Source organism: Ruania alkalisoli, assembly GCF_014960965.1.
Lineage (GTDB): Bacteria > Actinomycetota > Actinomycetes > Actinomycetales > Beutenbergiaceae > Ruania > Ruania alkalisoli.
Map to the genome: position 1 here is coordinate 282,996 of NZ_CP063169.1, position 23,943 is coordinate 306,938.

The following is a 23,943-nucleotide window of genomic DNA, read 5'->3' on the forward strand; positions in this document are numbered from 1 at the left end:
GTCAGCCCTTCAGGCCCGCGGTGGCGATGCCTTGCACGAAGTAGCGCTGCCCGAGCATGAAGATCAGCGCGATCGGCAGCACCGAGATCACCGAGCCGGTCATGATCAGCGCGTACTCGGCGTTGTACTGCGAGACGAAGGACTTCAGACCGATCTGGATGGTCCAGATGTCGCGGTCACGCAGGTAGATCAGTGGGCCGAGGTAGTCGTTCCAGGTGTTGACGAACGTCAGCAGCGTCAGCGTGGCCACGGCCGGTCCGGAGAGCGGCAGCACGATCTTGCGCCAGATCGAGTACTCCGAGAGGCCGTCGATGCGCGCCGCCTCGGAGAGCTCCTCCGGGATGGACTCGTAGTACTGCTTCATCAGGAACACCCCGAACGCGCTGAACGTCTGCAGCGCCAGGATGGACCACAGCGTGTTCGACAGCCCGACCTTGGAGAGCATGATGAACTGCGGGATCATGTACGCCTGCCACGGCACGGCGATGGTGGCCACATAGGTCAGGAACAGCACGTCGCGGCCGGGGAAGCGCAGCTTGGAGAAGCCATAGGCCGCGAAGGAGCCCGTGAGCACCTGCAGGAAGGTCACGCTCACCGAGAGGATCAACGTGTTCTTGACCCAGGTGAGCATGTCGGCCTTGGCCCAGATGTCCAGGTAGTTGCGCCAGACCACCGGGTCCGGCAACCACTGGATCGGCACGGAGAAGACCTGGTTGTTCGTCTTCAACGAGGAGGTGACCATCCAGAAGAACGGCAGCATGATCGCGGCCGCGGCGATGATCATCGCGACGTACAGCGCGATGCGCGCGGCCAGCTTGCGTCCGCGGCGGGGATCCTGACGCAGCGCCGGGGCGGGGGAGGTGCCCGGGCGGTCGAGTGTCACGGTCGCCATCAGACTTCCTTCCTCTTGTTCAGCAGGAACTGCACGACCGTCAGCCCGAGGCAGATGAAGAACAGCACCACGGCCACGGCGGAGGCGTAGCCGAAGTCGTTCTCCTCGAAGCCCTTGCGGTAGATGTACTGGGCGAGCACGAGCGTGGAGGTGCCCGGTCCGCCGTCGGTCATGACCAGGATCAGGTCGAGCACCTTGAAGCTCTGGATCGTCAGGATCACGGTGACGAAGAAGGTCGTCGGCCGCAGGCTCGGCACGGTCACGTTCCAGAACCGCTGGATCGCGTGGGCGCCGTCCACCCGGGCTGCCTCGTAGAGCTCACGTGGGATGGCCTGCAGTCCGGCGAGGAAGAGCAGCATGTAGTAGCCCATCTCGCGCCACACGCTGGTCAGCACCACGGCCGGCATCGACCAGGTGGCCGAGGTGGTCCATCCGGGCGGGTTGTCGATTCCCAGCGCCATCAGGAACTGGTTGATCGGCCCCGAGTCGGGGGAGAAGAGCATGTTCCACACCACCGCGATCGCCACGATCGAGGTGATGTAGGGGAAGAAGGCGACGGTGCGGAAGAACGCGATCCCGCGCATCTTGTGGTTGAGCAGCAGCGCCAGGCCGAGTGAGACCGCCAGGGTCAGCGGGATGTGCAGCACCGCGTAGTAGCCGGTGTTGATCAGCGCCGTGTGGAACGTGCCGTCGGTGAGCAGCCGGGCGAAGTTCTCCAGGCCGATCCAGTTGGCCTGCCCGAACGCGTTCCAGGACGTGAAGGCCAGGTAGAACAAGGTGACCACCGGCACGAGCGTCAGTACCGCGAAGCCGATGAAGTTCGGGAGGATGAAGGTCCACCCGATGAAGGTGTTGCGCAGCGTCAACCGACTGCGGTTCCGGCGCGGTGGGGGTGCCGGTGCAGCGGGGGCGTCCACGGCTGTCGTCGCCATGGTTCTCCTCCTCGATCAGTGGTACCGGCCGGCCCGTGGTGGGCCGGCCGGTACCGGGAAACTAGCGTGGATCAGCCGAGGACCTCGGACTGAGCCCGGTCCATCGCCTCGGCGATGCCGTCGGCCGGGGAGACCGTGCCGGACAGGATGGCCGAGTGGGCGTCACTGAGGATGTTCTGCAGCGTCGCAGTGTCGGCCGAGACCGGGTTCTCCGGACGGACCTCGTGCGTGGAGAACGCGAACTGCGAGAGCTCGTCGGTCGGAACGCCCTCGATCGAGAAGTAGGTCTCGGTCACCGCGTCGTTGGTGATGGCGGGGGTGATGCCGATCTCGGCGAGCGCCGAGGCCGCGTCCTCACTGGCGACGAATGCCAGGAAGTCCTTTGCCGCGGCAGCCACGTCAGCGTCCACGGCCGGGTTGATGCCGATACCGGTCGGGTCGGCGAAGGTCACCGGGTTGTCCGTGGTGCTGGAGTCCAGCTGAGGGGCCGGAGCGAAGCCCCAGTTGAACTGCTCGGCGTCGCCGCTCTCCTGCTGGGCCAGCAGCGTGGCCACGTACCAGGAGCCCATCGGCATCATCGCGGCCTGCTGGGTGCCGAACTGGGACTGGTAGGTCACCGAGTTGGTGGTGACAGCGCCGAAGTTCATCTGGGCGCCCGCATCCTGCAGCTCGACGATGCGCTCATACCACGGCACGAGGTACTCCCACTCACCGGAGAGCACGTCCGCTGCCGGGTCCTGTGCGTTGGCGAAGCCCTGCAGGGTGGACTGCCAGCTGTGCTGGTAGGTGCCCAGTGCGTCTCCGCCGAGTGCCTCTGTCAGCTCCTCGGCCGTGGCGGCGTAGTCGTCCCACGTCCACGAACCGTCCGGGTAGTCGATCCCGGCCTGGTCGAAGAGGTCCGTGTTGTAGTACAGGTACCAGGCGTCCTGGCGGTAGGGGATGGCGTAGGTGGCGCCGTCGACCGTGTAGGCGTCCACACCGTTCACCTCGTCACCGACCTCGATATCGGACAGGTCGAGCAGCTGCCCGCCGTCCTGATAGGTCACGAAGTTCTTCAGGTTCTTCAGCACGTACATGTCCGGTGCCGAACCCGCCGCCAGGTCGGCGATCATCTGGGTGTCGTACTCGGTGGCGTCGTACTCCTGCAGCTCCACGGTCACGTCCGGGTTCTGCTCGTTGTAGGCGTCGGCCAGCACCTGGAACTCCGGGGTGGTGGCCAGGCTCCAGCCGGCGAGGGTGATGGTGTCGACATTCTCTGCGTTGCCGGCGTCACCTTCACCTCCTCCGGCGGTGTCGTCGCCGCCACTGCAGGCGGTCAGGGTCAGTGCTGCGGCAGCCAGGGCGGCTGCGCCGGTCAGCATGGTGCGCTTCATTGCGTGATCCTCTCCTTGAGGTCTCGTGCCCGGATGGGCGTGGGTGTGTCCTTCGTGGTGTCCGTGGGCACCTCGCCGATGTCGACGGCGGTACCGGAGCCGTCCGCCCACTCGATCCAGGCGGTGCCGGCGTCGAGGTGGACGAAGGGGGGCGGCGGTAGCAGCTCGCTACCGGCCAGACCGAGCGCGAGGGCGTACCAACCCGGCGCCGGTGCAGTACTGAGGATCCCGACGCAGGTGTGCGCGCCGAGGGGAGTGGCGTCGTCGTGGTGCTCGGTGCGCGCCGCCGTCCACCCGTGCAGGCCGAGCAGGGCGGCCTCGTGAGTCTGGCTGCGCAGCAGATTCCCGACGGCGGAGCCCGGCTGGGCCTGCCCGCTCGCCTTCGCCTCAGCCGCGGTATCGATCACGACGCCGGAATCGTCGGAGAGTGCCCAGCCGCCTGCTTCGAGCGCTACCGCCTCGGAGGAGGGGGAGGCAAGGTGGACCAGACGCACCTCCCAGGCCCCGTGCAGGACGGAGATGGTGGTGAGGGTGCCGGCATCGATGGCCTCCCCCTGGGCGCCGGATCCGTGCAGCTGCTGCTGTTCGGCGGGACGCAGCCAGTGCGCGCGAGCACGAGAGGCGGCAAGGGTGGTCGCGGTGGCGGCGTTCTCCACAGGGAGGGTGGTCATCCCGCTGCGGTGGCTGCGACGGCCGGAGCCGTCGGTGAGCACCACGGACTGGTCGGCCGGGTTCTGCCAGGCATCGGTGTGCAGCAGCGGGAAGGTGGCCGTGGAGTAGGCCAGGCGCGCGTAGAGGGGAGAGTCTCCCCCGGCGGATCCGGTGAGGGCATGGTCGGTGCCGTGGTTGGCCAGCCGCACGACGCCGTCGGCGGTGGTGCCACTGACCACCCACGCGGGTGCGGCGATCGTGCGAACCGTGTCCTCCTGCTCGTGCGGGAGGAGGTGCTCCGGGGCGGTCCACACCGGGTGCCCGGCCGGGAGGGCGAGCCCGAGCAGGCCCTTGCTCGCCCAGTACGGGGAGCCGGTGCCCGAGTAGGACTGCGCTAGCGAGCGCCATGGGCGGTGCCAGCCCAGGTCCAGCAGCCCGCGCTCGTTCGGCACGTGCTGGGCGAAGTGATCCACCACGCCGAGTGCGGCCCGCCGCAGCGTTCCGAGCGGAACCGAGGGCACATCGGCGATCGCGCCCGCCCAGAACGGGCCAGCGGCGGCGAAGCGGTAGATGAGGCTACGGCCCTGGATGAGGGGTGAGCCGTCGGCGCCGATCAGGTGCACGGCGTCGGTGAGGAAGCGGTCCAGGCGCTCGCGGTCACGCTCGGCCCGCGGTGCGGCGATATCCTCGGCGCCGGCCATGCGTCCCCACAACGTGGGGTACAGGTGCATCGCCCAGCCGATGTAGTGGTCATAGGAGCGCTCGTCGCCGTCGCGGTACCAGCCCTCGCGCTCGTAGAACTCCTCGTGCAGGGCAAGATCGGCGTGGATGTCCTCGAGGCGGTGTGGTCCGCCGACCGATCGCAGGAACGTCTCCACGGTGATGCGGAACCACAGCCAGTTGCAGCGCGGGTAGGTCTCGTCGCCGACGACCTCGGCGAGGTAGTCCACCACCTGCTCCTGCACGCGAGGGCCGAGGGTGTCCCACAGCCACGGCCGGGTCATGTCCAGGATGAGCGCGAGCGAGGCAGCCTCGACCTTGGCCTGCGGGTGCTCGGTGGGGCGGACCCAGCGCTCGGGGTGGCCGGGGTCGGTCCCGGCGGCCAGGCCGCGGGCGTACGGCTCGAGGCGGGCGCCGTCGTCGTGGCCATCGCCTGCGGCCCGGAAACCGGCGGCGAGGAACGTACGGGCGAAACCCTCGAGGCCGTCCACGGCTGTGCCGTATCCGCCTGGCGATCCCGGGAGCGTGATGAGGGAGCCGGCGGGAGAGCGATAGGGCTCGACGGCGGCCAGCAGCTGGTCGGCGAAGGCCACCAGCTCCTCGCGGGTGCGGACGCGGGTGCCCATCAGGCGCTCACCGCCGCGGTCTCGTCGGTGACTGCACCGGGCAGCGGCCGGCCGGCGATCAGTGCCTCGAGGCCGTCGAGTGCGAACTGCGCCAGGCGCCGGGTCTCGGTGCCCAGCGAGCCGGCCAGGTGCGGGGTGACGGTGACGTTCGGCAGGTCGAGCAGCGGGTGCTGCGCGGGGAGCGGTTCGGGGTCGGTGACGTCGAGGATCGCGTCGAGCCGGCCGGCGGAGCATTCGGCGAGCAGTGCGTCGTGGTCCATCAGGGCGCCCCGGGCGGTGTTGATGATCGTGGCGCCGTCGGGGAGCAGGGCCAGCTCAGCGGCGCCGATCATGTTCCGGGTGGCCGGCAGCAGCGGGGCGTGCAGCGAGAGGATCTCCGCGCGGGCCAGGACCTCGGGTAGGGGGAGCAACTCACCGCCGAGCCGGCGGACCTCGGCCGGGTCGGCGAACGGGTCGGCCACGAGAATCGGGCCGTGGTCGAGGATGCGCAGCAGGTCGAGAACGCGGCGGCCGATCTTCGACAGGCCCACGATCCCGATCGTGCGGCCGTAGTTGGAGAGGGCGTCGTCGTCGAAGGAGGTCTCCCACGTGCCTGGTGCCAGGCGCCCGTGCGCCGCGAGCGGGAGGGCGCGCTTGCCGGCAAGGATGATCGCCGCGAGCGTGTACTCGGCCACGGGCACGGCGTTCATCTCCGCTGCCGATGCCACGGCGATGCCCCGGGTGTGCACGCTCGCGGGCACGAGTCCGCGGACGCTGCCGGCCGCGTGGATGATCGAGCGGAGCCGGGGGGCGGCGTCCAGCTGGGAGTCGGTGATCGGCGGGCAGCCCCAGGAGGTGAGGAGCACCTCGGTCTCGGCCAGTTGGGTAGCGGACATGGCGGCGATACTGTCCGTGCAGATCGGATCGCTGAGAATGGCGAGGTCAGTGAGGCGCTGGAGTTCGGCGGGCCCGAACTGTCGCCGGAACGTCGCCGGGGCCATCACCGCAGCGGTGAGGGGGCGGATGGTCGCCACGGCAACTCCCTTGGGTCCTGTGCGAGTAAGGTGTCGTACCGATCGAAAAACGATCAAAACAACCTAGTACGATCGGATACAGTAAGTTCGATCAATGCGGGTGTCAACCGACGTCGGTGGCGGCTGCCAACCAGCCGGGCTCTGCTGACCGGGGCTCTAGGCTGACCAACCAGGACGGTGAGTGATCGTGGCGAGGGATGTGATGGCGCAGACGTCGATCGAAGGACGGCGACCGCCGGTGGGGTCGCGTCAGGCGGAGGTGCTGGCCGCTGTCTCCGACCGGGGCACCGTGCGGGTGACTGAGCTGGCAGCCGAGCTCGGGGTCACCCCGGTGACCGTGCGGCGCGCCGTCTCCGAGCTGGCCGACGCGGGATTGGTGCGTCGCGTGCACGGGGGAGCGACCGCCGTCGGGCCCCGCCTCTCCGGACGGACCTCCGGGCCGGCCGGAGCCACGGTCGGGATGCTCGTCCCCTCGCTCGACTACTACTGGCCCGACGTCGCGCGCGGAGCCGAGGAGGAGGCCAAGCGCCTCGGACTGCGGGTGACGCTGCGCGGCTCGGTCTACCAGGCACCGGACGAGCGCGTCGATCTGCAACGGCTCATCGATGCCGGGGCAGACGGGCTGCTCATCGCGCCGACACTCGACGGCGCCGGTGGTGACCTGATGCGAGAGTGGCTCGCCGACGCCCCGGTGCCGGTCGTGCTCATGGAGCGCACCGCGTCGGTGGGGTCGGTGCAGCGCACCGTCGAGTCGGTCATCACCGATCACGGCGACGGGACCGCTATGGCCGTGCACCATCTTGTGGGGCTCGGGCACCGGCTGGTCGGTGTGGCACTGAGCAAGGACTCCCCGCACGCGCCGCGACTGCACACCGACTGGCTCGCCGCCTGTGCTGAACATGGGCTCGACCCGGCGTCGGTGGTGGACTGGCGCATCCCGGATCGGCGCGAGCCCGGCTTCGATCCGGCGATCGATGCGATCATCGACGATGTGGTGGCGACCGGCACGACGGCCTTGCTCGTGCACTCCGACCCGGAGGCGATCCGGCTGATCCAGCGTGCGGAGGAACGCGGACTCAGTGTGCCCGGTGACCTCTCGGTTGTCTCCTATGACGATCAGGTGGCCGCGATGTCGGCTCCCGCGCTGACCGCGGTGCGCCCGCCGCGTCGCACGATCGGGCGCACGGCCGTGGGACTGCTCGCGGCGCGGATGGCCGACGCCGGCCGGCCCGTGCACCGGGTCATGGTGAGCCCGACGCTGATGGTGCGGGATTCGAGCGGGCCGCCGCGGGTCTAGGGCGGGCGTGGGCCGGTCGGGCTGCATCTGTGGTGTGGCGCCGCTGGTCTTCAGGGTGGCCTGGGTGTCGCGGCAGGGCTGAGATTCGACATCCAGGCCACCCGCGTCAGCTCCGAGCCCTCTCTAGGCAGGCTCCCCGGACATAGCTTCCGGTGCGGATTCACTTTCGATGCGCGGACATAGGCCGGAACCTGGGTCGGTGCCTGGAAGTTCGGTCGGCGCCGGCGGAGATCAGTCCGGGTGGGCGATGTCGACGACCACGCGGTAGGGGTCGGTCAGGGAGAACACGCGGAAGTCGGCGCGTTCGTGGCCGACGCCGATGAAGAGGGATGCCGAGCCGCCCGGCGCGCCCACATACTCCACGTCTGTGATGGTGGTTCCCGGAAGTTCGGCGTCTGGAGGCGGGACGAACCCGTTGTCGTTGATGCGCCTGGCGGCTCCGTTGATGCCGACACCGAGAATATCTCGTCCCTCGATGGGGATATCGATGAACGCTTCGGAAGGGCTCGCGCACGTAATGTAGGCAGCGTTGAGTCCCGGTTGTGTCGGTTCCGGGTCGGGATTGCGCTGCTGGGCCGTGGTGAACTCGGCGACGAGTCGCTCGTATCCGTTGTGCACACCGACGCGCAAGTCGCTGAGTACGAGGTAGCGCCCGCTCTGTTCCTGGATCGCTGCGCGGGAGTCATAGGGCAGGAAGTCCTCGGCGGACGTGGGGTGTGTGAGTTCGTCCTCGTCGGCGTAGGTGAGTTCGCTCCGGCACTCCGGGAGTTCCTCATCATCGTGGGGATGGGGAGTTTGTGGCGCAGTCTCCGTGCCGTCGTCTGCCGGCGTGGAACTCGGCGCCGAGGTCGATGACGCGGTGGGCCGTGCCGAGTCGTCGGATTCGGTGCATCCAGCGGCCACGAAGGCGAGGCCGAGCGCCATCACGAGGTGCCGTGTGCGTCGCATGCTCCTCCATCTGCCGCGGCGATGAGACCCTCCCACGCTACGACGCCCGCTGGCCGGTGTCAGCCGGGAAGGGTCGCTAGTCCGGCTCGTGTTTCCGTCGTGCGAGGTGATGCTCGGCGGCGATGAGGCGTTCGAGGTCCCGCTGCTCCTCGGCGTCGGCGTGTTCCCTCTCATGCGAACGCCTGATCTCGTCGAAGTCACGGTAGCGATCAGCCGTGATCGACTCAGCGGATCGCGCCGAAACGGCCCCGGCACCACTGAGAACCGGGCGCTCGTCGAAATCGAGGAACCGGTCGGTCTGCCGCACCCATTCGGCCATCGTGATCTGTTGACGCCGCCGCGCGCGGTCCTCGGCGAAGTCCAGGAACCGGGTGGTGAGCAGGTTGAGCATGCTCAATTCATCGTCCCTCAGGTAGTTCTTCGCCACCGCAACATCGCGCTTACGTACGCGATCTCCTTGCCAGTTCGTGAGCCCCATGTTCGCTGCATCGGCATCGGCCCGTTGCGCCACCAACTCAGCGGCGGTGTGCCCCGTGACGGCGTAGAGCAGCTTGTTCTGGATGGTTGCGAAGAACTCCTGCGCCAGAGGATTGTCGGATCGGTAGTCCACGCTGGTAGCGGCGAAGATGTCTCGGGCCTTCTGGTAGAAGCGCTTCTCGGACGCCCGGATGTCTCGGATGCGTTCGAGCAGCTCGTCGAAGTAGTCGACGGCGGCCGGATCCTTCAGGCGTTCGTCCTGGAGTGCGAAGCCTTTCACGAGATACTCGCGAAGGACGGTCGTTGCCCACTGCCGGAACTGCACCGCCCGATCGGTCGTGACGCGATAGCCCACCGCAAGCACCATGTCGAGGTTGTAGACCTGCACCTGACGGCGCACCTGCCGCGATCCCTCGGATCGAACTATCAACTCTGAGTTGATAGTTGCCTCGCTCAGTTCGCCGTCATCGAGCACGCGGGCGATGGTCTGCTGGACGTTCTGCCTTGACGTGCCGTACAGATCGGCCAGTTCCTGTTGAGTGAGCCAGACTGTGCCGTCGACGGCTCGCAGTTGCACCTGCGAGCCGTCTCCTGAGGTGTAGAGAATGATCTCGCCCGTCATAGGCGCCACCCTACGGACCGGGGCCGACATGCTGCCGATTCATCCACAGGGAAGCAGTTCCAGGGGGCATCGACATACACATGCGAAAGTAGGCGCATGTCGGTCATGGAACGTCGTCTGCAGTTGCTGCTCGATCGCGCGCGCTACGAGCGTGTGGCAGCCGAAGCGGCACGTTCTCATCGCAGTGTCGCGGCCGTCATTCGCGAAGCCATCGACCTGCAGTTCCCCGACGACCGTGCTGATGTTCGCGCCCGGGCAGCGCAGTCCTTCCTTGCGTTGCAGCCCGACGGCGTCCCCGGCGAGTGCGCAGCGGACCTTAAGCGGCAGTACGCGGAGGAGTCGGCCGTGAGGATCGACTCTCTGTGACCCCGCTCTTCCTCGGACCTGCGGTCCTGCTGCTCGCCATCGGCGGCCAGCACCCGGCGGATCTCGCTCTCGACTGACGTCCAGCGTACGGCGCTTGTGCTCAGGCAGCCGTTCAGTCCGGGTGGGCGATGTCGACCACCACGCGGTAGGGGTCGGTCAGTGAGAACACGCGGAAGTCGGCGCGTTCGTGGCCGACGCCGAGGTAGAGCCCGTGAGCGCCTCCGGTCTGTTCCTGGTAGTCGATGTCGGTGATGGCGACTCCGGAAGGGTCAACCTCGGGTGTTTCGGCATCGTCGGAGAATCGCGGGGTGCCGCCGATGATGGAGACCGCGAGGATGTCTTCGCCGGTGATGGGGATCTCCTCGCCGCTACCCTCCGCGCCCGCGCACTCGACATAGGCCGCATAGAGTCCCGGCTCGTCGGTGTAGCCATGGGGGTTGGTGTACTCGGCGACGAACCGGTCGAACCCGTCGTGCTCCGCGGTCCGGACCACCGTGAGCTCGTAGGCGCTTTCGCTGTGCTCCTGAATCTGACTGGCATAGTCGTAGGGCACGAAATCGCCCGGCTCGGGCCTCGGGAGCGACCAGTCCCAGTCGTCGGCATAGGTGAGTTCGCCGCTGCACCCGGAGTTCGAGTCGTCGGGAGTCGGACTTGGTGTGCGCGGGTCAGCGGACTCCGGCTCCGCTGGTTCGGAGGATTCGCCCGGTGCGCCCGACGCGTCCGGCTCACTCGCAGTCGTCGGTGCTGCACTCGATGTGCCGGTGCCTGCCGAGGGTGAGGAGTCATCCGATCCCGTGCAGCCGGCAACCAGTGCTGCGGCGGCGGCAGAGGCGACGAGCCCCACTCCGCGCGTGCCAATCCCCTTCGGCCGACCCCACATGGTCCCCAACGCTAGGCCGCTACGTCTGACCTGTCGACCGCTGCGCCGATCTTGCCTAACCGGCTCCAGGCATGGACCGACACGGAGCGCAACCTTGGGCCGCGAGCGATCACCGCTTCGTGTTCGCCCGTTCCCCGGGCCCGGATGCCTCGGTCCCCACGTACCAGGGCCGGGCGTGAGGGTGGCCTCAGTGTCGCGGCAGGGCTGAGATTCGACATCCAGGCCACCCTCGTCGGGGTCCCTGGACACAGGTTCCCTGCTGCCGACCGACCTTCCGGGCGCGGACAGAGGCGGCCCCCTGGTCGGTGCCTGGAAGGTGTGTCGGTGAGGCGACGTGGACTGGAGCTGCCCGCTCTACTCCGGCTCGTCCGTCGGCGCCAGGTACTCGATCTGCGGCACCTCGTGCGTACCGGCGTGATGCACCGAGACCCCCGCCAACCGTGCACCCTCGCCGATGCAGGTCACCCGTAGGCGCTGCGCGGTCACCGGCGGGTGAGCGTGCAGGCGCCGGTGACCGATGGTGCCGCCGTCGGCCAGCAGCACGTCACCGTCGAGGTCGTCGCTCTCCACACTCACCCGGAACGCGGTGACGCGCTGCCCGTCGCCCAGCTCCTCCGCCAGGTCGAGGTGATCGAAGGTCTCGGGGGCGTCGAAGTGGACCTGCCAGACGCCGTCGGCAATCTGCTCGATCTCCCCGCGCACGGGTGAGCCGAAACGGCGATCCAGCTCGGCGCGGAGCTCCCGCAGGCGCGCCACATCGGCGTCGTCGATCAGGCCGCGCGTATCCGGCGGCACGTTCAGCAGCAGGTTCGCCCCCAACCCCACCGACCGGTAGTAGATGGCGAGCAGATGCTCCACACTCTTCGGTGCGTCATCCGCCGCCCAGAACCAGCCGCGCCGGATCGAGACATCCGCCTCCGGCGGCACGTACCGGGCGCGGTCCAGGTGGATAACGGTGTCCGTGTAGTTGTCCAGACTGGCGCTGTCGACGGCGTACCGCACCGGGTCGGCAGCGAGCCCGTCCTCGTTGCCGATCCACCGGATCGTCGGGGTGCCCATGTTGAAGACCATCGCGCCGGGCTGCAGTTCGGCCACGAGCGCCATGATCGCGTCCCAGTCGTAGCTGCGGCCTGCGGACCCGGCGCCGTCGAACCACAGCTCCACAAGTTCGCCGTAGTTCGTGCACAACTCGCGCAGCTGGGCCAGGTAGAGGGCGTCGTAGGCCTCGGGGTCCGGGTACTCCGGTGCGTGCCGGTCCCACGGGGAGAGGTACAGGCCGAGACCGATCCCCTCGGCTCGGCACGCCTGCGCCACCTCCGCGACCAGATCGCCCTGGCCGCCACGCCACGGTGAGGACGCCACCGAGTAGTCGGTGGTGGTCGTGGGCCACAGACAGAACCCGTCGTGGTGCTTGGCGGTGAGCACCACGTACCGGGCGCCGACCTCGACGGCGGTGCGCACCCACTGCCGGGCGTCGAGGTGGGTGGGGGCGAACGAGGAGGCGGGCAGCGTGCCGTCGCTCCACTCCTTGCCGGCGAAGGTGTTGACGCCCACATGGAAGAAGACGCCGAACTCGAGACGCTGCCACGCGAGCTGTGCGGCTGACGGCCGCGGAACGGGGGAGGGATGGTGGTCTGTCACCGGTGTAGTCCAGCATGGCCGGTATGGATCGCGCACATCTGGAACAGCAGCTCACGACCCACATCGGCCCTGACGCCATCCCGGGGCTGACCTGGTACGTCCGCGACGGAGACCAGGTTCTGACCGGAGCGCTCGGTCACCGTGACCTCGAAGCCACCGCACCGATCGATACCGATGAGGTGTTCCGGATCGCTTCGATGACCAAACCGGTGACGGCGGCCCTCGCCCTGATGCTGGTGGCCGACGGTGCCGTCGGGCTCACCGACCCTGTGGACGCCCACCTCCCGGAGCTCGCCGACCGGCGGGTACTGCGCCACCCCCACGCCGACATCGACGATACCGTGCCCGCCGATCGGCCGATCACGCTCGCCGACCTGCTCACCAACACCAGCGGCTGGGGGATGGACTTCAGCGACTTCAGCCCCACCCCGCTCGATGCCGCGTGGGCAGCGCGGGGGATTGTGGCCGGGCCGCCGGCACCGGCCGGGGTGCTCTCGACGGAAGCCTGGCTCACCGCCGCGGCCGACCTGCCGCTTCGGCATCAGCCGGGGGAGCGCTGGCTGTACAACACGCCCTCCCTCGTCACGGGCCTCTTCATCGAGCGCGCCACCGGCTCCAGATTGGGTGAGGTGATGGCCGAACGGGTCTTCGACCCGCTCGGGATGACTGACACCGGCTTCTGGGTACCACCCCAGAACCGGCGGCGGTTCGGAGCCTGCTTCGGTGCGGGCACCGACGTCTACGATCCCGCCGACGGTCAGTGGGCCGCGATCCCACCGCGCGAGGGTGGCGACGCCGGACTGGTTTCCACCGTGAGCGACTACGGGCGGTTCGCCGATCTGGTCCGCGCCGGGGGCGCCGTCGGGGATCGCCAGGTGATCCCGCGGGAACTGGTGCGGGCGATGACCACGAATCAGCTACCCGACCACGTCCTCGCCCGCGGGGGACCGGACCCGGACGGAACGGGCTGGGGGTACGGCTGCGAGGTGCGCACCACACGGGCGCCGAGCGGCCTGGCAGCGGGAGCCTACGGCTGGAACGGCGGGCTGGGATCGCGGTGGTTCACCGACCCGGCCAGTGATCGCACGGGGATTCTGCTGACGAACCGGATGTGGAGCTCGCCCCAGATCCCACCGGTGTTCAGCGAGTTCGAGCCGCTGGTGGCGGCGGGCTAGCGTCCGGCCACCAGGTGCGGCGCACCCGGCCCCGTCAGTACCCCGCCCTCGACCGGGCGACCCGAGACAGCCATCAGGAGGTCGACCGCCCGGCCTGTGACCTCCGGGCCGGTACCCCAGGTCTGGTCGGTCGCGGCGTCGACGAGGCGCACGCCCTGGGCGCGCTCGCGGCCGCCGCCGAAGGAGACCGTGGTGCGGAGCTGGTAGTTCAGGGCTTCGTGGATCGCGGCACTGGGGTAGGTTGCCTCGATTCCCAGCGGACGGCGGATGTCCTCGCCGTGCACGATCGCCTCGACTAGCCGGGTGGCTCGGTGTGCGGGCGGAGTCCGCTGCAGGTGGCCGGCCTCGCGGAACGCGGCCAGTGTCTGGCTGGGGTCGGTATGCCGGTAGCGCCGGACCCCGTTCTCATTGGCCCGGTCGAAGTCACCCTTCGCGCGCACCATCGACCAGGCGAAGGCGAGGCGTCCAGCGAGCGCCGTGTCGAGCAGGTGGGCCAGCACATCGTGCACGCTCCAGCCCTCGCACAGGGACGGTGTCTCCCATCGGGGAGTTGGCAGTGCGGAGAGGTCGTCCGCGAGCTGCGCCCGCTCCTCGTGCACCAGTTGCCAGATCTCGCTCGTGCTCAGTCTCATCAAGTCCACCTCGACTACCCGTCCGTTGTTACTACGGTAACAGTAGCGCATGCTACGAATAAAGTAGTTCTGTCGTGCGAAGGATGGTGAGCGAGGTGCATCTCTGCGCGGATTACGACGGCGTCCCCAGAGCGCGCGTGAACCGGCTCGCCCAGGCGCGCATCACCTCACGCACCTGGGCGGGCTCCACCGAGAGGATCTCCCCACCGGTGTGGGCCAGGGCGAAGGCCATCCACTCCGGGTTGATTCCCTCCGCATGCACCCGGCACCGGCCCGGCCCGGACTCGGTGACGTCGAACCAGCGCCCGATCCGCTCGCGCACCTGATCGGCGTCCGCAGCAATCTCGGCGCTCACCTCGGGGCCGCGACTTCCGCGGCGCAGCCCGGCACGGACATAGGCTGCGGCGTCGCCCCCGGGAACCTCGCGCGGGCGGAAGCGGACGCCCGTCGGTGACGGTTCGCGCACCCGGTCCAGCCGGAAGCTGCGCCAGTCGGCTCGGTCGAGGTCGTAGCCGAGAAGGTAGTAGCGCCGGCCCACCGTGACCAGGCGTACGGGTTCTACGTGGCGTTCCGTGGCCTCGCCGGAAGCGCTGGAATAGCCGAAACGTACCCGTTCGGCATCCCGGCACGCCTGGGCGAGAGCTACGAGTGTGCCGGGGTCGGTCGCCTCACTCGCAGGAGCCTCCGGGCGCAGGGAGTCAGTGGTCGCCCCGATCGCCTCCACCTGACGTCGAAGCCGTTGCGGTAGCACCGGCACCACGGTGGCCAGCGCTCGCACCGACGCCTCCGCCACGTTCGCCAGCCCCGAGTGCGCCGCGGACTGCAAACCCACCACGAGTGCGACGGCCTCGTCGTCGTCGAGTACCAGCGGCGGCATCGCCGCGCCGGGGGCCAGCTGGTAGCCGCCACCCACGCCACGGTCGGCCTGTACCGGATAGCCGAGATCGCGGAGCCGGTCGATATCGCGCCGCAGAGTGCGAATCGATACCTCCAGCCGGTCGGCGAGGTCGTCCCCGGACCAGTACCGATGGGTCTGCAGCAGCGACAGCAGGCGGAGTGTGCGCGAGCTTGTGCTCATGAATTGCACCCTTCCTCCGATAGCGGTCAAAAATTGACACTAATGCCTCCTAGTGTGGAGATACCAGCCACGAGAGGCGGCCTGCGGCCGCCGGAAGAAGGGAATACGTCATGACCGAGTCGACCATGGCCACCGTCACCACCGAACTGACCGGCGAGCGCGGCGATCTGCTGCACTCGCTGACCAACGCCAGGCACTTCCTGCGCTTCACTGCTCGCGACCTCACCGACGAGCAGGCTCGCACTCGCACCACGGTGAGCGAGTTGACGATCGGCGGGTTGATCAAGCACGTGTGTGCCATGGAGGCGCAGTGGGCGGACTTCACGGTCAACGGCAAGGCGAACATGGAATGGGAGGGAACGGACTTCTCGAACATTCCCCCGGAGGTGCTGGCGCAGTTCGCGCAGGGGTTTCAGATGCTCCCCGAGGAGACGCTCGCCGGCGTGCTGGATCGTTACGCCGAGATCGCCGCACGCACCGACGAGGTGCTCGCCGGGACCGACCTCGATCTGGTTCAGGAGCTTCCGCAGGCACCCTGGTTCACCGACACCGCGTGGTCGAACCGGCGCGTGTTCCTGCACATCATCGCCGAGACCGCGCAGCACGCCGGCCACGCGGACATCATCCGGGAGTCCCTGGACGGGGCGAAGAGCATGGGGTGAGTTGGCTCACCGCACCCCGGTCACGCCCAGCGAGGATGTGATCTGCTTCTGGAAGATCACGAACAACGTCACCAGCGGTGCGATCGCGATCGTGGTGGCCGCCATCACCAGCGTCCAGTTCCCGGCGTACTGCGTCTGCAGCGCCGCGGTGGCCACGGTGATCACATTCCACTCCTGCGCCGGGGCGATGATCAGCGGCCAGAGGAAGTTGTTCCACTGGGTGACCACGGTGATGAGCAGCAGCGTGGCCAGGATCGGCTTGTTCATCGGCACCATGATCTGCCAGAGGCGCCGCCACACGCCGGCACCGTCGATGGTGGCCGCGTCCAGCACATCCGCGGGGGTAGAGCGGAAGTTCTCCCGGAGCAGGAAGATCGCATACGGGGAGCCGAACAGGAACGGCAGCACCAGGCCGAGGAAGGTGTTCTTCAGGCCCAGCGAGGTCATCATCGAATACAGCGGGATGATCGTCACCACCGCCGGGATCATCAGTGTGGCCACGTACACCCAGAACAGGGTGTCCCGGCCGGGGAAGTCGAGCTGGGCGAAGGCATAGGCGGCCAGGATCGAGCACAGCATCTGCCCGGCCACCAGTACCAGCACCACCTGCGCGGTCACCGCGATCGGCACCACGAAGTTGTACTGCTCGGAGAACAGGCTGGTGAAGTTCTCCGTCGTCACCGGATCCGGCAGGCTCACCGGCCACGTGGTGTTGAACTGCCGCGGGGTCTTGAGTGAGGTGAGCAGCGAGAACAGGAACGGCCCGAGCATCAGGGCAGCACCTGCGAGGAGGAACGCGTACGTCAACGCATTCGCGAGCAGGCGAGAAGCCCGGGCCGACGGCGTCCGGCGGGCTGGGGCAGGTGAGGTGACAGTGGCCATGGGCTGCTCCGTCATGACATGTCGTAGGTGATCCGGCGCCGGAAGTAGCGCTGCTGGATGAGGGTGATCGCGACGAGCACCAAGAACAGGACGACCGCCATCGCAGCTGCGCGGCCCAGGCGGAGGTTGACGAACGCCTCGTCATAGATCCGGCTGGCGATCACATCGGTGCGGAAGGCCGGGCCTCCCCGGGTCATCGCGTAGATGGAGTCGAACACCTGGAACGAGGCGATCACGGAGGTGACCGTCACGAAGAACATCGTCGGTCGCAACAACGGCAGCGTGATCGAGCGCAGGATGCGCGCGGCAGCGGCACCGTCCAGCTTGGCCGCCTCGTACACCGCCACCGGGATCTGCTGCAGCCCGGCCAGGAAGAACAGCGAGATGTAGCCCACCGTCGTCCACACCTGCACGAACACCACGGCCGGGAGCGCGAGCTGCGGGTCGGTGAGCCACTCGACCCGCCGCCCGATCAGGGCGTTCAGCACCCCGTAGGAGGGGTCGAGGATCCATTTCCACACCACACCCAGAGCCAAGGGTGCGCTCACCCACGGCAAGACGTACAGCACGCGCAACCAGCTCGTGCCTGGCAGGCCACGGTTGATGGCGATCGCCAGCAGCAGACCCAGCGCGATCGCCGTCGGGATGGACAGCAGTGTGAACACTGCCGTGACCCACAGCGAGTTGGCGAAGCGCTCGGAAGTGAGCAGGTACGCGTAGTTCTCCAGGCCCACCCACTCCGGAGCGGAGATCAGATCCCACTCCATGAAGGACATTCCCAGCACCACCAGCACCGGCAGCAGCAGGAAGCCGCCGACTCCGACGAAGCTGGGCAGCAGCATTGCATACGCTGCTCGTGCCTCGTGCCGCCGTCGTGCGTTCACCCGCGCTCCGTTCCATGACCTCTGCGGGTGACCTTAGCCGGGGATGGCCCGTTCGGACGGCAACACGTCCGCTCACGGTGGATCGGAAGACCAGAACCTCACAGCGGCGTGATGCGCGTCCAGTCGATGTGAGCGGCGATATCGCGCACGCGCGGACGCTCCACAGCGTCCGGGTTGCCCTCGGGCCACCAGCCGTCGGTGTGCCAGACGTTGTGAAGAAGGTAGGCGGGCACGTGCGGGATTCGGTCGCTGGGTCCCTGGTAGTCCCAGAGGGTGATCGTCTGGCCGTCGACGACGATCCAGAAGAGCACCCGGTCAGGCTCCCAGGTGAAGCCGTACTCGTAGTACTCGGCCGAGGAGTCGAATCCGGGCACTGCCGGGATACTCGCCGGCTGCGCCTGCGCTCCGGAGATCGGGTCGCAGTAGTGCCCGCCGAAGCCTTCGTAGTGGCAGGTCGAGAGGATTTGCCCGGTGGCGAGATTGACGGCACGCATCACCCGGCTCTGGGCGCCGTCGGAGGGCCGGTAGTCGGTCCACACGGTCATGTAGAGGACCTCGGGCTGCGCGCAGAGGGTCTCGAAGTCGATCTCGCTGTTGTCGGGAAGGCCGTCGCCGTCGGAGTCGGAGCCGTCGTGGAAGTAGGTGAACATCTGGCCGGTGACCACGCCGGCGTTGGGTTGAGCCGAGCAGTCCGCCGTTCGTAGGCGTGACTCGAAGGTGCCGTAGAGGAACCGGTCGTAGGACTCGCCGTAGGCGCCTCCGCCTGGTCCGGCGGTCGCGTTCTTCGGTAGCTCCAGCCGCAGGGCCAGGTTGTCCTCGGCCGAGGGGTCCCACGTGCCGGGATCGGAGGAGCTGCGCGCTAGGTCATAGGTGATGAAGTGCTCGGGTGCGGCGTCCCAGTCCTCCATCAGTACCGAGGCAGTGCCCGCCTGCGCGGGTGCAGCCCCGATCGCGGCGGCGGGAAGGACGAGAGCGGTCGCGACCACGGCGACCAGGCGAGCTCGGCGGGTCATGACGGGTCGACTCCTCAGCGGATCGTTGGTGACGGTCCGCTCAGTGTGTCGGTCAGGCACCCTCCCCGCACCTGGTCGTCCGTATAACGGTCAGTGGATGCCTGATGCTCGTCCAGGAGGGTTCGGTGGTCGTGGCCGTGGCAGCAACGAGAGCTCGCGGTCACGACCACCGGAGGAGATCTATCGATGCCCGATCGGGCGTCCATTCCTGGTGACGTGCCACCGGTGCTGCCCGTCGGCGCCTTGCACCGGCTCGATGGCTACCCGGGTGGTGAGTTTGCCGGCCACGGCCAGTGCGCCGCCGATGGCGACGAGGGCGAGGAACCAGTAGAGACCGGTCGCGGCGGTGAGTCCGAATCCGGTTGCGGCAAGAGTTGCTGAGTTGGCAGGGCCGCTGTACATGAAGAGACGTCGCTCCTTCGTTCGTGATGCTGGTGGTTTGTCGCTGTTCTGTTGTTCTGCAGTGGACTTCTTGTGCGTCAGGTGCTCACGTGTGGACCCACTCTCCTTTCCTGCCCGAGAGGAAGCTGAGTGCTGCGGCGCAGAAGATCAGCAGGAGGAAGACGTTGTAGAACGGCTCCACGGTGAGTGTGAGAATCCGGGCGCGCCGGCCCATGCGCCAGACCATCGCCATGTTCGCCAGCAGGATGCACGCGGCCAGGCCCGTCCACCACGGCGAGAGTGAGAGTGTCCCCAGTCCCAGCAGGATCGCCACGAGCAGCACGTGCGCAGCGACCGCCAGCACGGACAGTGCCAGGCCCGCCTGCTGGCGCCAGTACACCCAGCGCATGTGCCAAGGCATGCGGGAGCCGTAGGCCTGAAGGTTCCGCAGTGCGCCGAGGTACCAGCGGTGGCGCTGCTGCCACAACATGGAGGGTGTGTCCATCACATCGGTGGTCGTTGTCATCTCCACCGGAGACAAGCACTGGTAGCCGCACGCCAGCATCGCGAAGGTGAGCTCGTTGTCCTCGGTGAGGCTGAAGGTGTCGTAGAACGAGGCTCCGGACGGAAGGGTCTCACCGTCGCGGGCGGACTTGACGGCGTTCAGTGCCTGCACGCTGATCAGCGCCCCGGTACCGCTCAGTACGAAGGCCCGTTCACCGCGCTGCACGATCTCGCGCCGGTACCGGTAGTACTCCATGCGTTGCAGGTACCCGATGGTGGAGCGGCACTCGCGGCCGATGAATGCACCGCCGACCCCGCCGACCTTTCCTGTCAGCCGTTCGGAGGCTATCTCGATGAACGTCTCAGAGAGGGTGGTATCGGCATCCATCGCCAGCACCGCGTCGGAGTCCTCCAGCAGTGGCACCACGAACTCGAGTGCCATGTTCAACGCACCGGCCTTCTTGTCCTTGTTCGGTTCGGCGAGGAACACCAGGGCGCCGTGTTCGCGCGCGACGTCCTCGGTCCCGTCGGTGCAGTTGTTGGCGACCACCACGGTCACCGTTGGCTGCACGGATTGCTGCGCGATGCTGTCGATCGTCGCCGCGATCGACCCGGCCTCGTTGTAGGCGGGGATGAGAACGACGATCCGGCGCGCCTCGGAAGAAGCGGCGAGCCGTGCGGCGATCTGCGACCTGTCGTCGATCGTGTCGCCGCGGAGTGTCGTGGTGGGCGATGGGGCAAGCGTGGTCACGGGGTCCTTTTCGTCAGGTCTGGGCGTGTGTTCAGTCGCTGCCTGTGAGAGGAGCTATCGGCCGCCGCGATGACGCGCCCCTGGTATGACCTCCGTCACGCGCCTGGATCAGTTCCGACTCCGGGTTCCCGCCCGTTCGGTGGCTCCTCCGGACGGTGTTCAGTTGCAGGTGCGCTGGCTAGGCTGAGAACCGCGGCAGGGGGGCGCCTGTGATGTGGAGCACACTCGCGTCACGATTCGATGCGTCGTGCGTGACATGGGCGGCAGGTCCCGGTGCCCCGAGGCTCCGCAGCTCAGCGCGCGCGAGCGCGCTCACAAGTCAGATTCGGATCTCATGAACAACCCACAGCAAAGGCAGAGCGGGCCGTTCGCCGAGCGCTCAGACGACGAGCTGCTGGCGATGGTTCGGGCGGGCGACACCGCGGCCTACTCAGCGCTCTATCGTCGGCACCGGCACGGTGCGGTGCGGTTCGCGCAGCGTTTCGGCGACTCGCACGAGGCGCAGGACGTCGTTCAGGAAGCGTTCCTGAAGGTCCTCAAGATCATCGACTCCGGTGGAGGTCCGCGGGAGGGATTTGTGGGTTACCTCATGCGTGCTGTCCGGAACGAGTTCACTGACCGATCCCGTCGAGTACGGGAGGTGCCGGTCGACGATGTCGAGGCGTCGGCGGCTGCCGGTGAGCAGGTCGTGCCCGACGGCGTCGACCAGATGCTTGAGCGTGGCCTGGTCACCCGAGCTTTCGGCTCGTTGCCGAAGAACTGGCAGGAGGTGCTGTGGCTGACCGAGGTCGAGGGGCGGACTCCGCGTGCACTGGCCACCCAGATGCAGCAGAGCCCGAACGCCGTGGCCCAGCTCTCCCGTCGAGCTCGTGAGGGATTCCGGACGGCGTGGCTTCAGGCGCACGTGAGCGTCGCCTCCGCAGATGCCGAGTGCCGTCGCAGTGCCGGCATGCTCGGGGAGTACGAGCGAGGTCAGCTGAGCCCAATCCGCGTGTCGCGCGTCGAGGCGCATCTCGAGGGCTGTGCGAGCTGTGCTCAGGCGCTGGCCGAACTTCGTGACGTGTCGACCCGGATGCGCGGTGTGCTGGCCCCGGTCGTGCTTGCCTCACCTGCGTTGCTGACAGACCTGGCGAGCACGATCTGTGCTCCGGATGCCCCCAAGGCAGCACAGAACAGTGGCTCGACGGCCGGCGCGGAGACGGTGCTGAGCTCAGCGACCACCTCAGGTGCGGCAGCGGCCAGCTCGGGACCCGGCGCAGCTGCTGGAGCCGGAGCGGCCTCGGCCACGCGCATGGTGCTTCCTTCGTGGCTACGCAATCCGGGTCGGGCGCGTCGTTGGGTGACCGTCGTCACCGGAGCCGTCGTCGCTGTGGCTGCGGCCATTGTCGTGGTGACGGATGCCCCGTCCGCGGACGAGCCGGCTGCCGCCCATGGGCCTCGGACGCTGGCACCGATGCCGGGCGGTTCTGGCGGGCCGGACCCAGCCGACGCCGACGAGACTCCACCCGCAGACGCTGCCACGGACCGCGCACCGGGAGATGACACCGAGAGCGAGGTCGCCGAGGCCGACGCAGCATCAGCGTCGCAGCCGGCGCCTCCGCTGACGGCAAGACGTGCACCGCCGGAGCCCGTGCCGGCCGCCGAACCAGGTGGAGTTGCCGAGCCTGAACCAGAACCGGAACCCGAACGGGAGCCGGAACCCGAGCCTGAACCAGAGCCGGAACCGGAACCTGCGCCGGATGCGCCGACAACGACCTTTCCGGCAGCGGGGAGCTATTCCTACCCGATCGAACTCTCGGGCACGGCCGAGCCGGGCGCGTTGGTTCGGATCCTCGATGGCGCCGGCGCCGAGGTCGCCACCACCACGGCCGGCACGGACGGAGCCTGGAGCGTCACCCCTGCCCCCGGGGCACCCGACGTCGCCATCAGCTACCAGGCACTGCAGGAGGTTGACGGCGTGCCCTCCGCGCCCAGCGAGGCCACCGCGGAGTACACCTATGCGGCGCCTCAGATCCTCCAGCCAGGTGATGGAGCCACCGTCGAGCGGGTCGAAGCAGGGGGCGGCACCCTGACCGTCTGGGCGCGAGTGGCCGTCCCTGCCAATCACGGATACCAGGTTCTGGTCGACGGCGAAGCCACCTACTTCCCGCCTGCGGAGAACGACCGCGAGATCGACCATTTCATCCCCATGGATCCCGGGGAACACACCCTCGCTGTCCGGTTCAACGATGCGGCGACCGGTGAGCTGGGGGCTGTGCGGGAGTCGACGTTCACGGTGGTCTGAGCCCCGGACAAACCGCGCCATCCCACTGGTCTGTGATGCACACCACAAGGCTGTTGCGTCATTGTCACGCTTGTTCTGCGTGAAGGGGGGCAGAGCGGCGTTACCGCGACAGGTGGCGCTGCGACCCCTTCATCGAACGGAGCATCGTCATGCCCAGAAACCGGGCTCTCGTGGCCGCTGGTCTCGCTCTCCTCGTGCTGCTGCTCGCCGTTCCGGCCGTCGCACCTCAGGCCCTGACGGCGTGGGCGCGACCTGGCACCACGAACGACAGTCACGCAGAGCCCGTCACGTGGTCGGTCACCGTGGACGAAGCGGCGACCAGTCGCTGGGGCACCTTCGACGTGGCCCTCACGTGGACGGACCCGGCCGCGAGCACCCGCGACGGATTCGTCCTGGACCTTCCTGCAGAACTGGTCCCTCTGACGGACACCTTCGACGTGCGTGCGGCCACCGGACAGGTCGTGGCGAGGGCCGCCGTCGACGATGGGGCGCTCACGCTCACCTACACCGATCATGCCCTCGGAACTCTCACCGGCACAGCCACTTTCGTCGCCGGATGGGACGACGGCCCCAGCCCGGGTGAGGACATCACTCTCACGTTCTCGGCCGTGGGTACCACGGTCGACGTGGCGATCAGCCTTGATGCGGAGGATGAGGACTCACCCGGCCCGCGCCTGTATGGCTACTGGCGCGACCGCGCCATCGAGGACACCGCATCACCAGAGGCAGCATTGCAGTGGCGGGTAGTCACCGGACGTGGCCCGGTGCGCGACACGGTCATCGATACCGAGCTCGGTGACGGCCATCGACTCGATTGCACCGGCATCACTGGCCGCCTGCAGACCGCGTTCGAGGCGAACGGGGATGCGTCCGCAGCCCATGACCTGCCGGCGGGTGCCCTCGACGTCGTCTCCTGCGATGGGTCCGGCTTCACGGTCGATCTACCCGAGGTCGAGCCCGGCACGGCCCTGATGGTCCTGTTCTCCAGCACAGTCACCGACCCAGCGAGAACGGACTACTCCACCTCCGCTGGCTTCGCCCCCGGCTCTCGCGACCTGAACAGCACGATCGAACGCGCTACGAGCATCGGCACCGGGAGTGTCGCCGTGAGCGAGCCCACCGCCGGTGCGAGCCAGCCGCGCGCCTTCCTCCAGTCGCCTGGCTGGCTCTGGCTGCCGCTGGCCCTGCTGGCTCTCGGCGGCTCGACCCTGCTGTACCGGCTCGCGCGCCGCCGCTGACCGCAGTCCGGCCCCGTTCCC

Annotated in this window: 22 protein-coding genes; 6 read left to right on the forward strand and 16 right to left on the reverse strand. The window is 68.2% G+C overall.

Going from position 1 to position 23,943, the window contains the following annotated elements; translation table 11 throughout:
- Position 1 precedes the first annotated feature (1 nt).
- The 5 genes from IM660_RS01345 to IM660_RS01365 all read right to left on the reverse strand — a co-directional run bounded on the left by IM660_RS01345 (position 2) and on the right by IM660_RS01365 (position 6,207).
- Positions 2 to 892, reverse strand: a complete 891-nt coding sequence (locus IM660_RS01345) for a carbohydrate ABC transporter permease (RefSeq protein WP_193497661.1) — start codon at positions 890 to 892, stop codon at positions 2 to 4.
- A complete protein-coding gene (locus tag IM660_RS01350; protein WP_193497662.1) occupies positions 892 to 1,824 on the reverse strand; it encodes a carbohydrate ABC transporter permease in 933 nt (310 codons plus the stop codon). Before IM660_RS01350 ends, IM660_RS01345 begins: the two co-directional genes overlap by 1 nt.
- Before the next feature lie 71 nt (positions 1,825 to 1,895).
- Positions 1,896 to 3,197 (reverse strand): ABC transporter substrate-binding protein, encoded by a 1,302-nt coding sequence (locus IM660_RS01355; RefSeq protein ID WP_193497663.1) that lies wholly within the window; start codon positions 3,195 to 3,197, stop codon positions 1,896 to 1,898.
- Positions 3,194 to 5,194: a DUF2264 domain-containing protein gene (locus IM660_RS01360; protein ID WP_193497664.1), complete on the reverse strand. Its 2,001-nt coding sequence runs from the start codon at positions 5,192 to 5,194 to the stop codon at positions 3,194 to 3,196. The genes IM660_RS01355 and IM660_RS01360 overlap by 4 nt, the downstream gene beginning before the upstream one ends.
- The gene (locus tag IM660_RS01365) at positions 5,194 to 6,207 is read right to left on the reverse strand and encodes a hydroxyacid dehydrogenase (protein WP_246465080.1); all 1,014 of its coding nucleotides are present in this window, start codon (positions 6,205 to 6,207) and stop codon (positions 5,194 to 5,196) included. The genes IM660_RS01360 and IM660_RS01365 overlap by 1 nt, the downstream gene beginning before the upstream one ends.
- 187 nt (positions 6,208 to 6,394) lie before the next feature.
- Between IM660_RS01365 and IM660_RS01370 the strand changes: the two genes are divergently transcribed.
- Positions 6,395 to 7,504 carry a LacI family DNA-binding transcriptional regulator gene (locus IM660_RS01370; protein ID WP_246465081.1) on the forward strand — a complete coding sequence of 370 codons (1,110 nt, stop codon included), beginning with the start codon at positions 6,395 to 6,397 and terminating at the stop codon, positions 7,502 to 7,504.
- A gap of 231 nt (positions 7,505 to 7,735) precedes the next feature.
- Here the strand turns inward: IM660_RS01370 and IM660_RS01375 are convergent, their stop codons facing one another.
- Entirely contained in the window at positions 7,736 to 8,452 is a 717-nt protein-coding gene (locus IM660_RS01375) for an AMIN-like domain-containing (lipo)protein (RefSeq protein WP_193497665.1), read from the reverse strand.
- 76 nt (positions 8,453 to 8,528) lie between these two features.
- Positions 8,529 to 9,551: a virulence RhuM family protein gene (locus tag IM660_RS01380; RefSeq protein WP_193497666.1), complete on the reverse strand. Its 1,023-nt coding sequence runs from the start codon at positions 9,549 to 9,551 to the stop codon at positions 8,529 to 8,531.
- Positions 9,552 to 9,647: 96 nt separating this feature from the next.
- Here IM660_RS01380 and IM660_RS01385 point away from each other — a divergent pair, with 96 nt between their 5' ends.
- Positions 9,648 to 9,917 carry an antitoxin gene (locus tag IM660_RS01385; protein ID WP_193497667.1) on the forward strand — a complete coding sequence of 90 codons (270 nt, stop codon included), beginning with the start codon at positions 9,648 to 9,650 and terminating at the stop codon, positions 9,915 to 9,917.
- A 112-nt stretch (positions 9,918 to 10,029) separates the two neighbouring features.
- Here the strand turns inward: IM660_RS01385 and IM660_RS01390 are convergent, their stop codons facing one another.
- Positions 10,030 to 10,797 carry an AMIN-like domain-containing (lipo)protein gene (locus IM660_RS01390; protein WP_193497668.1) on the reverse strand — a complete coding sequence of 256 codons (768 nt, stop codon included), beginning with the start codon at positions 10,795 to 10,797 and terminating at the stop codon, positions 10,030 to 10,032.
- A 354-nt stretch (positions 10,798 to 11,151) separates the two neighbouring features.
- On the reverse strand, positions 11,152 to 12,438 hold the full coding sequence (locus tag IM660_RS01395; protein ID WP_193497669.1) for an alpha-L-fucosidase: 1,287 nt from the start codon (positions 12,436 to 12,438) through the stop codon (positions 11,152 to 11,154).
- Positions 12,439 to 12,461: 23 nt separating this feature from the next.
- Between IM660_RS01395 and IM660_RS01400 the strand changes: the two genes are divergently transcribed.
- A complete protein-coding gene (locus IM660_RS01400; RefSeq protein WP_193497670.1) occupies positions 12,462 to 13,613 on the forward strand; it encodes a serine hydrolase domain-containing protein in 1,152 nt (383 codons plus the stop codon).
- Here the strand turns inward: IM660_RS01400 and IM660_RS01405 are convergent.
- Complete coding sequence (locus IM660_RS01405) at positions 13,610 to 14,245, reverse strand: maleylpyruvate isomerase family mycothiol-dependent enzyme (protein ID WP_193497671.1); 636 nt, start codon at positions 14,243 to 14,245, stop codon at positions 13,610 to 13,612. The two genes, IM660_RS01400 and IM660_RS01405, sit on opposite strands and share 4 nt — an antisense overlap.
- Before the next feature lie 112 nt (positions 14,246 to 14,357).
- Positions 14,358 to 15,323 carry a helix-turn-helix transcriptional regulator gene (locus IM660_RS01410; RefSeq protein WP_193497672.1) on the reverse strand — a complete coding sequence of 322 codons (966 nt, stop codon included), beginning with the start codon at positions 15,321 to 15,323 and terminating at the stop codon, positions 14,358 to 14,360.
- Between the two features lie 110 nt (positions 15,324 to 15,433).
- Here IM660_RS01410 and IM660_RS01415 point away from each other — a divergent pair, with 110 nt between their 5' ends.
- A complete protein-coding gene (locus IM660_RS01415; RefSeq protein ID WP_193497673.1) occupies positions 15,434 to 15,985 on the forward strand; it encodes a DinB family protein in 552 nt (183 codons plus the stop codon).
- A gap of 6 nt (positions 15,986 to 15,991) precedes the next feature.
- Here the strand turns inward: IM660_RS01415 and IM660_RS01420 are convergent, their stop codons facing one another.
- The 5 genes from IM660_RS01420 to IM660_RS01440 form a co-directional block, all read right to left on the reverse strand.
- Positions 15,992 to 16,867 carry a carbohydrate ABC transporter permease gene (locus IM660_RS01420; protein ID WP_246465082.1) on the reverse strand — a complete coding sequence of 292 codons (876 nt, stop codon included), beginning with the start codon at positions 16,865 to 16,867 and terminating at the stop codon, positions 15,992 to 15,994.
- A gap of 11 nt (positions 16,868 to 16,878) precedes the next feature.
- Positions 16,879 to 17,751: a carbohydrate ABC transporter permease gene (locus IM660_RS01425; protein ID WP_246465083.1), complete on the reverse strand. Its 873-nt coding sequence runs from the start codon at positions 17,749 to 17,751 to the stop codon at positions 16,879 to 16,881.
- Positions 17,752 to 17,849: 98 nt separating this feature from the next.
- Positions 17,850 to 18,764 (reverse strand): glycoside hydrolase family 16 protein, encoded by a 915-nt coding sequence (locus IM660_RS01430; RefSeq protein WP_193497675.1) that lies wholly within the window; start codon positions 18,762 to 18,764, stop codon positions 17,850 to 17,852.
- Between the two features lie 180 nt (positions 18,765 to 18,944).
- The gene (locus IM660_RS01435; protein WP_193497676.1) at positions 18,945 to 19,166 is read right to left on the reverse strand and encodes a hypothetical protein; all 222 of its coding nucleotides are present in this window, start codon (positions 19,164 to 19,166) and stop codon (positions 18,945 to 18,947) included.
- Between the two features lie 85 nt (positions 19,167 to 19,251).
- Positions 19,252 to 20,400: a glycosyltransferase family 2 protein gene (locus IM660_RS01440; RefSeq protein WP_193497677.1), complete on the reverse strand. Its 1,149-nt coding sequence runs from the start codon at positions 20,398 to 20,400 to the stop codon at positions 19,252 to 19,254.
- A 334-nt stretch (positions 20,401 to 20,734) separates the two neighbouring features.
- Between IM660_RS01440 and IM660_RS01445 the strand changes: the two genes are divergently transcribed.
- Positions 20,735 to 22,684 carry a sigma-70 family RNA polymerase sigma factor gene (locus IM660_RS01445; protein WP_193497678.1) on the forward strand — a complete coding sequence of 650 codons (1,950 nt, stop codon included), beginning with the start codon at positions 20,735 to 20,737 and terminating at the stop codon, positions 22,682 to 22,684.
- A gap of 149 nt (positions 22,685 to 22,833) precedes the next feature.
- Complete coding sequence (locus IM660_RS01450; protein WP_193497679.1) at positions 22,834 to 23,922, forward strand: hypothetical protein; 1,089 nt, start codon at positions 22,834 to 22,836, stop codon at positions 23,920 to 23,922.
- Positions 23,923 to 23,943: the final 21 nt, after the last annotated feature.

Coding starts and splice junctions, on each gene's coding strand:
- IM660_RS01345 (WP_193497661.1), bottom strand. CDS start 892: ATGGCGACCGTGACACTCGACCGCCCGGGCACCTCCCCCGCCCCGGCG.
- IM660_RS01350 (WP_193497662.1), bottom strand. CDS start 1,824: ATGGCGACGACAGCCGTGGACGCCCCCGCTGCACCGGCACCCCCACCG.
- IM660_RS01355 (WP_193497663.1), bottom strand. CDS start 3,197: ATGAAGCGCACCATGCTGACCGGCGCAGCCGCCCTGGCTGCCGCAGCA.
- IM660_RS01360 (WP_193497664.1), bottom strand. CDS start 5,194: ATGGGCACCCGCGTCCGCACCCGCGAGGAGCTGGTGGCCTTCGCCGAC.
- IM660_RS01375 (WP_193497665.1), bottom strand. CDS start 8,452: ATGCGACGCACACGGCACCTCGTGATGGCGCTCGGCCTCGCCTTCGTG.
- IM660_RS01380 (WP_193497666.1), bottom strand. CDS start 9,551: ATGACGGGCGAGATCATTCTCTACACCTCAGGAGACGGCTCGCAGGTG.
- IM660_RS01385 (WP_193497667.1), top strand. CDS start 9,648: ATGTCGGTCATGGAACGTCGTCTGCAGTTGCTGCTCGATCGCGCGCGC.
- IM660_RS01390 (WP_193497668.1), bottom strand. CDS start 10,797: ATGTGGGGTCGGCCGAAGGGGATTGGCACGCGCGGAGTGGGGCTCGTC.
- IM660_RS01400 (WP_193497670.1), top strand. CDS start 12,462: ATGGATCGCGCACATCTGGAACAGCAGCTCACGACCCACATCGGCCCT.
- IM660_RS01405 (WP_193497671.1), bottom strand. CDS start 14,245: ATGAGACTGAGCACGAGCGAGATCTGGCAACTGGTGCACGAGGAGCGG.
- IM660_RS01410 (WP_193497672.1), bottom strand. CDS start 15,323: ATGAGCACAAGCTCGCGCACACTCCGCCTGCTGTCGCTGCTGCAGACC.
- IM660_RS01415 (WP_193497673.1), top strand. CDS start 15,434: ATGACCGAGTCGACCATGGCCACCGTCACCACCGAACTGACCGGCGAG.
- IM660_RS01420 (WP_246465082.1), bottom strand. CDS start 16,867: ATGGCCACTGTCACCTCACCTGCCCCAGCCCGCCGGACGCCGTCGGCC.
- IM660_RS01430 (WP_193497675.1), bottom strand. CDS start 18,764: ATGACCCGCCGAGCTCGCCTGGTCGCCGTGGTCGCGACCGCTCTCGTC.
- IM660_RS01435 (WP_193497676.1), bottom strand. CDS start 19,166: ATGTACAGCGGCCCTGCCAACTCAGCAACTCTTGCCGCAACCGGATTC.
- IM660_RS01445 (WP_193497678.1), top strand. CDS start 20,735: ATGAACAACCCACAGCAAAGGCAGAGCGGGCCGTTCGCCGAGCGCTCA.
- IM660_RS01450 (WP_193497679.1), top strand. CDS start 22,834: ATGCCCAGAAACCGGGCTCTCGTGGCCGCTGGTCTCGCTCTCCTCGTG.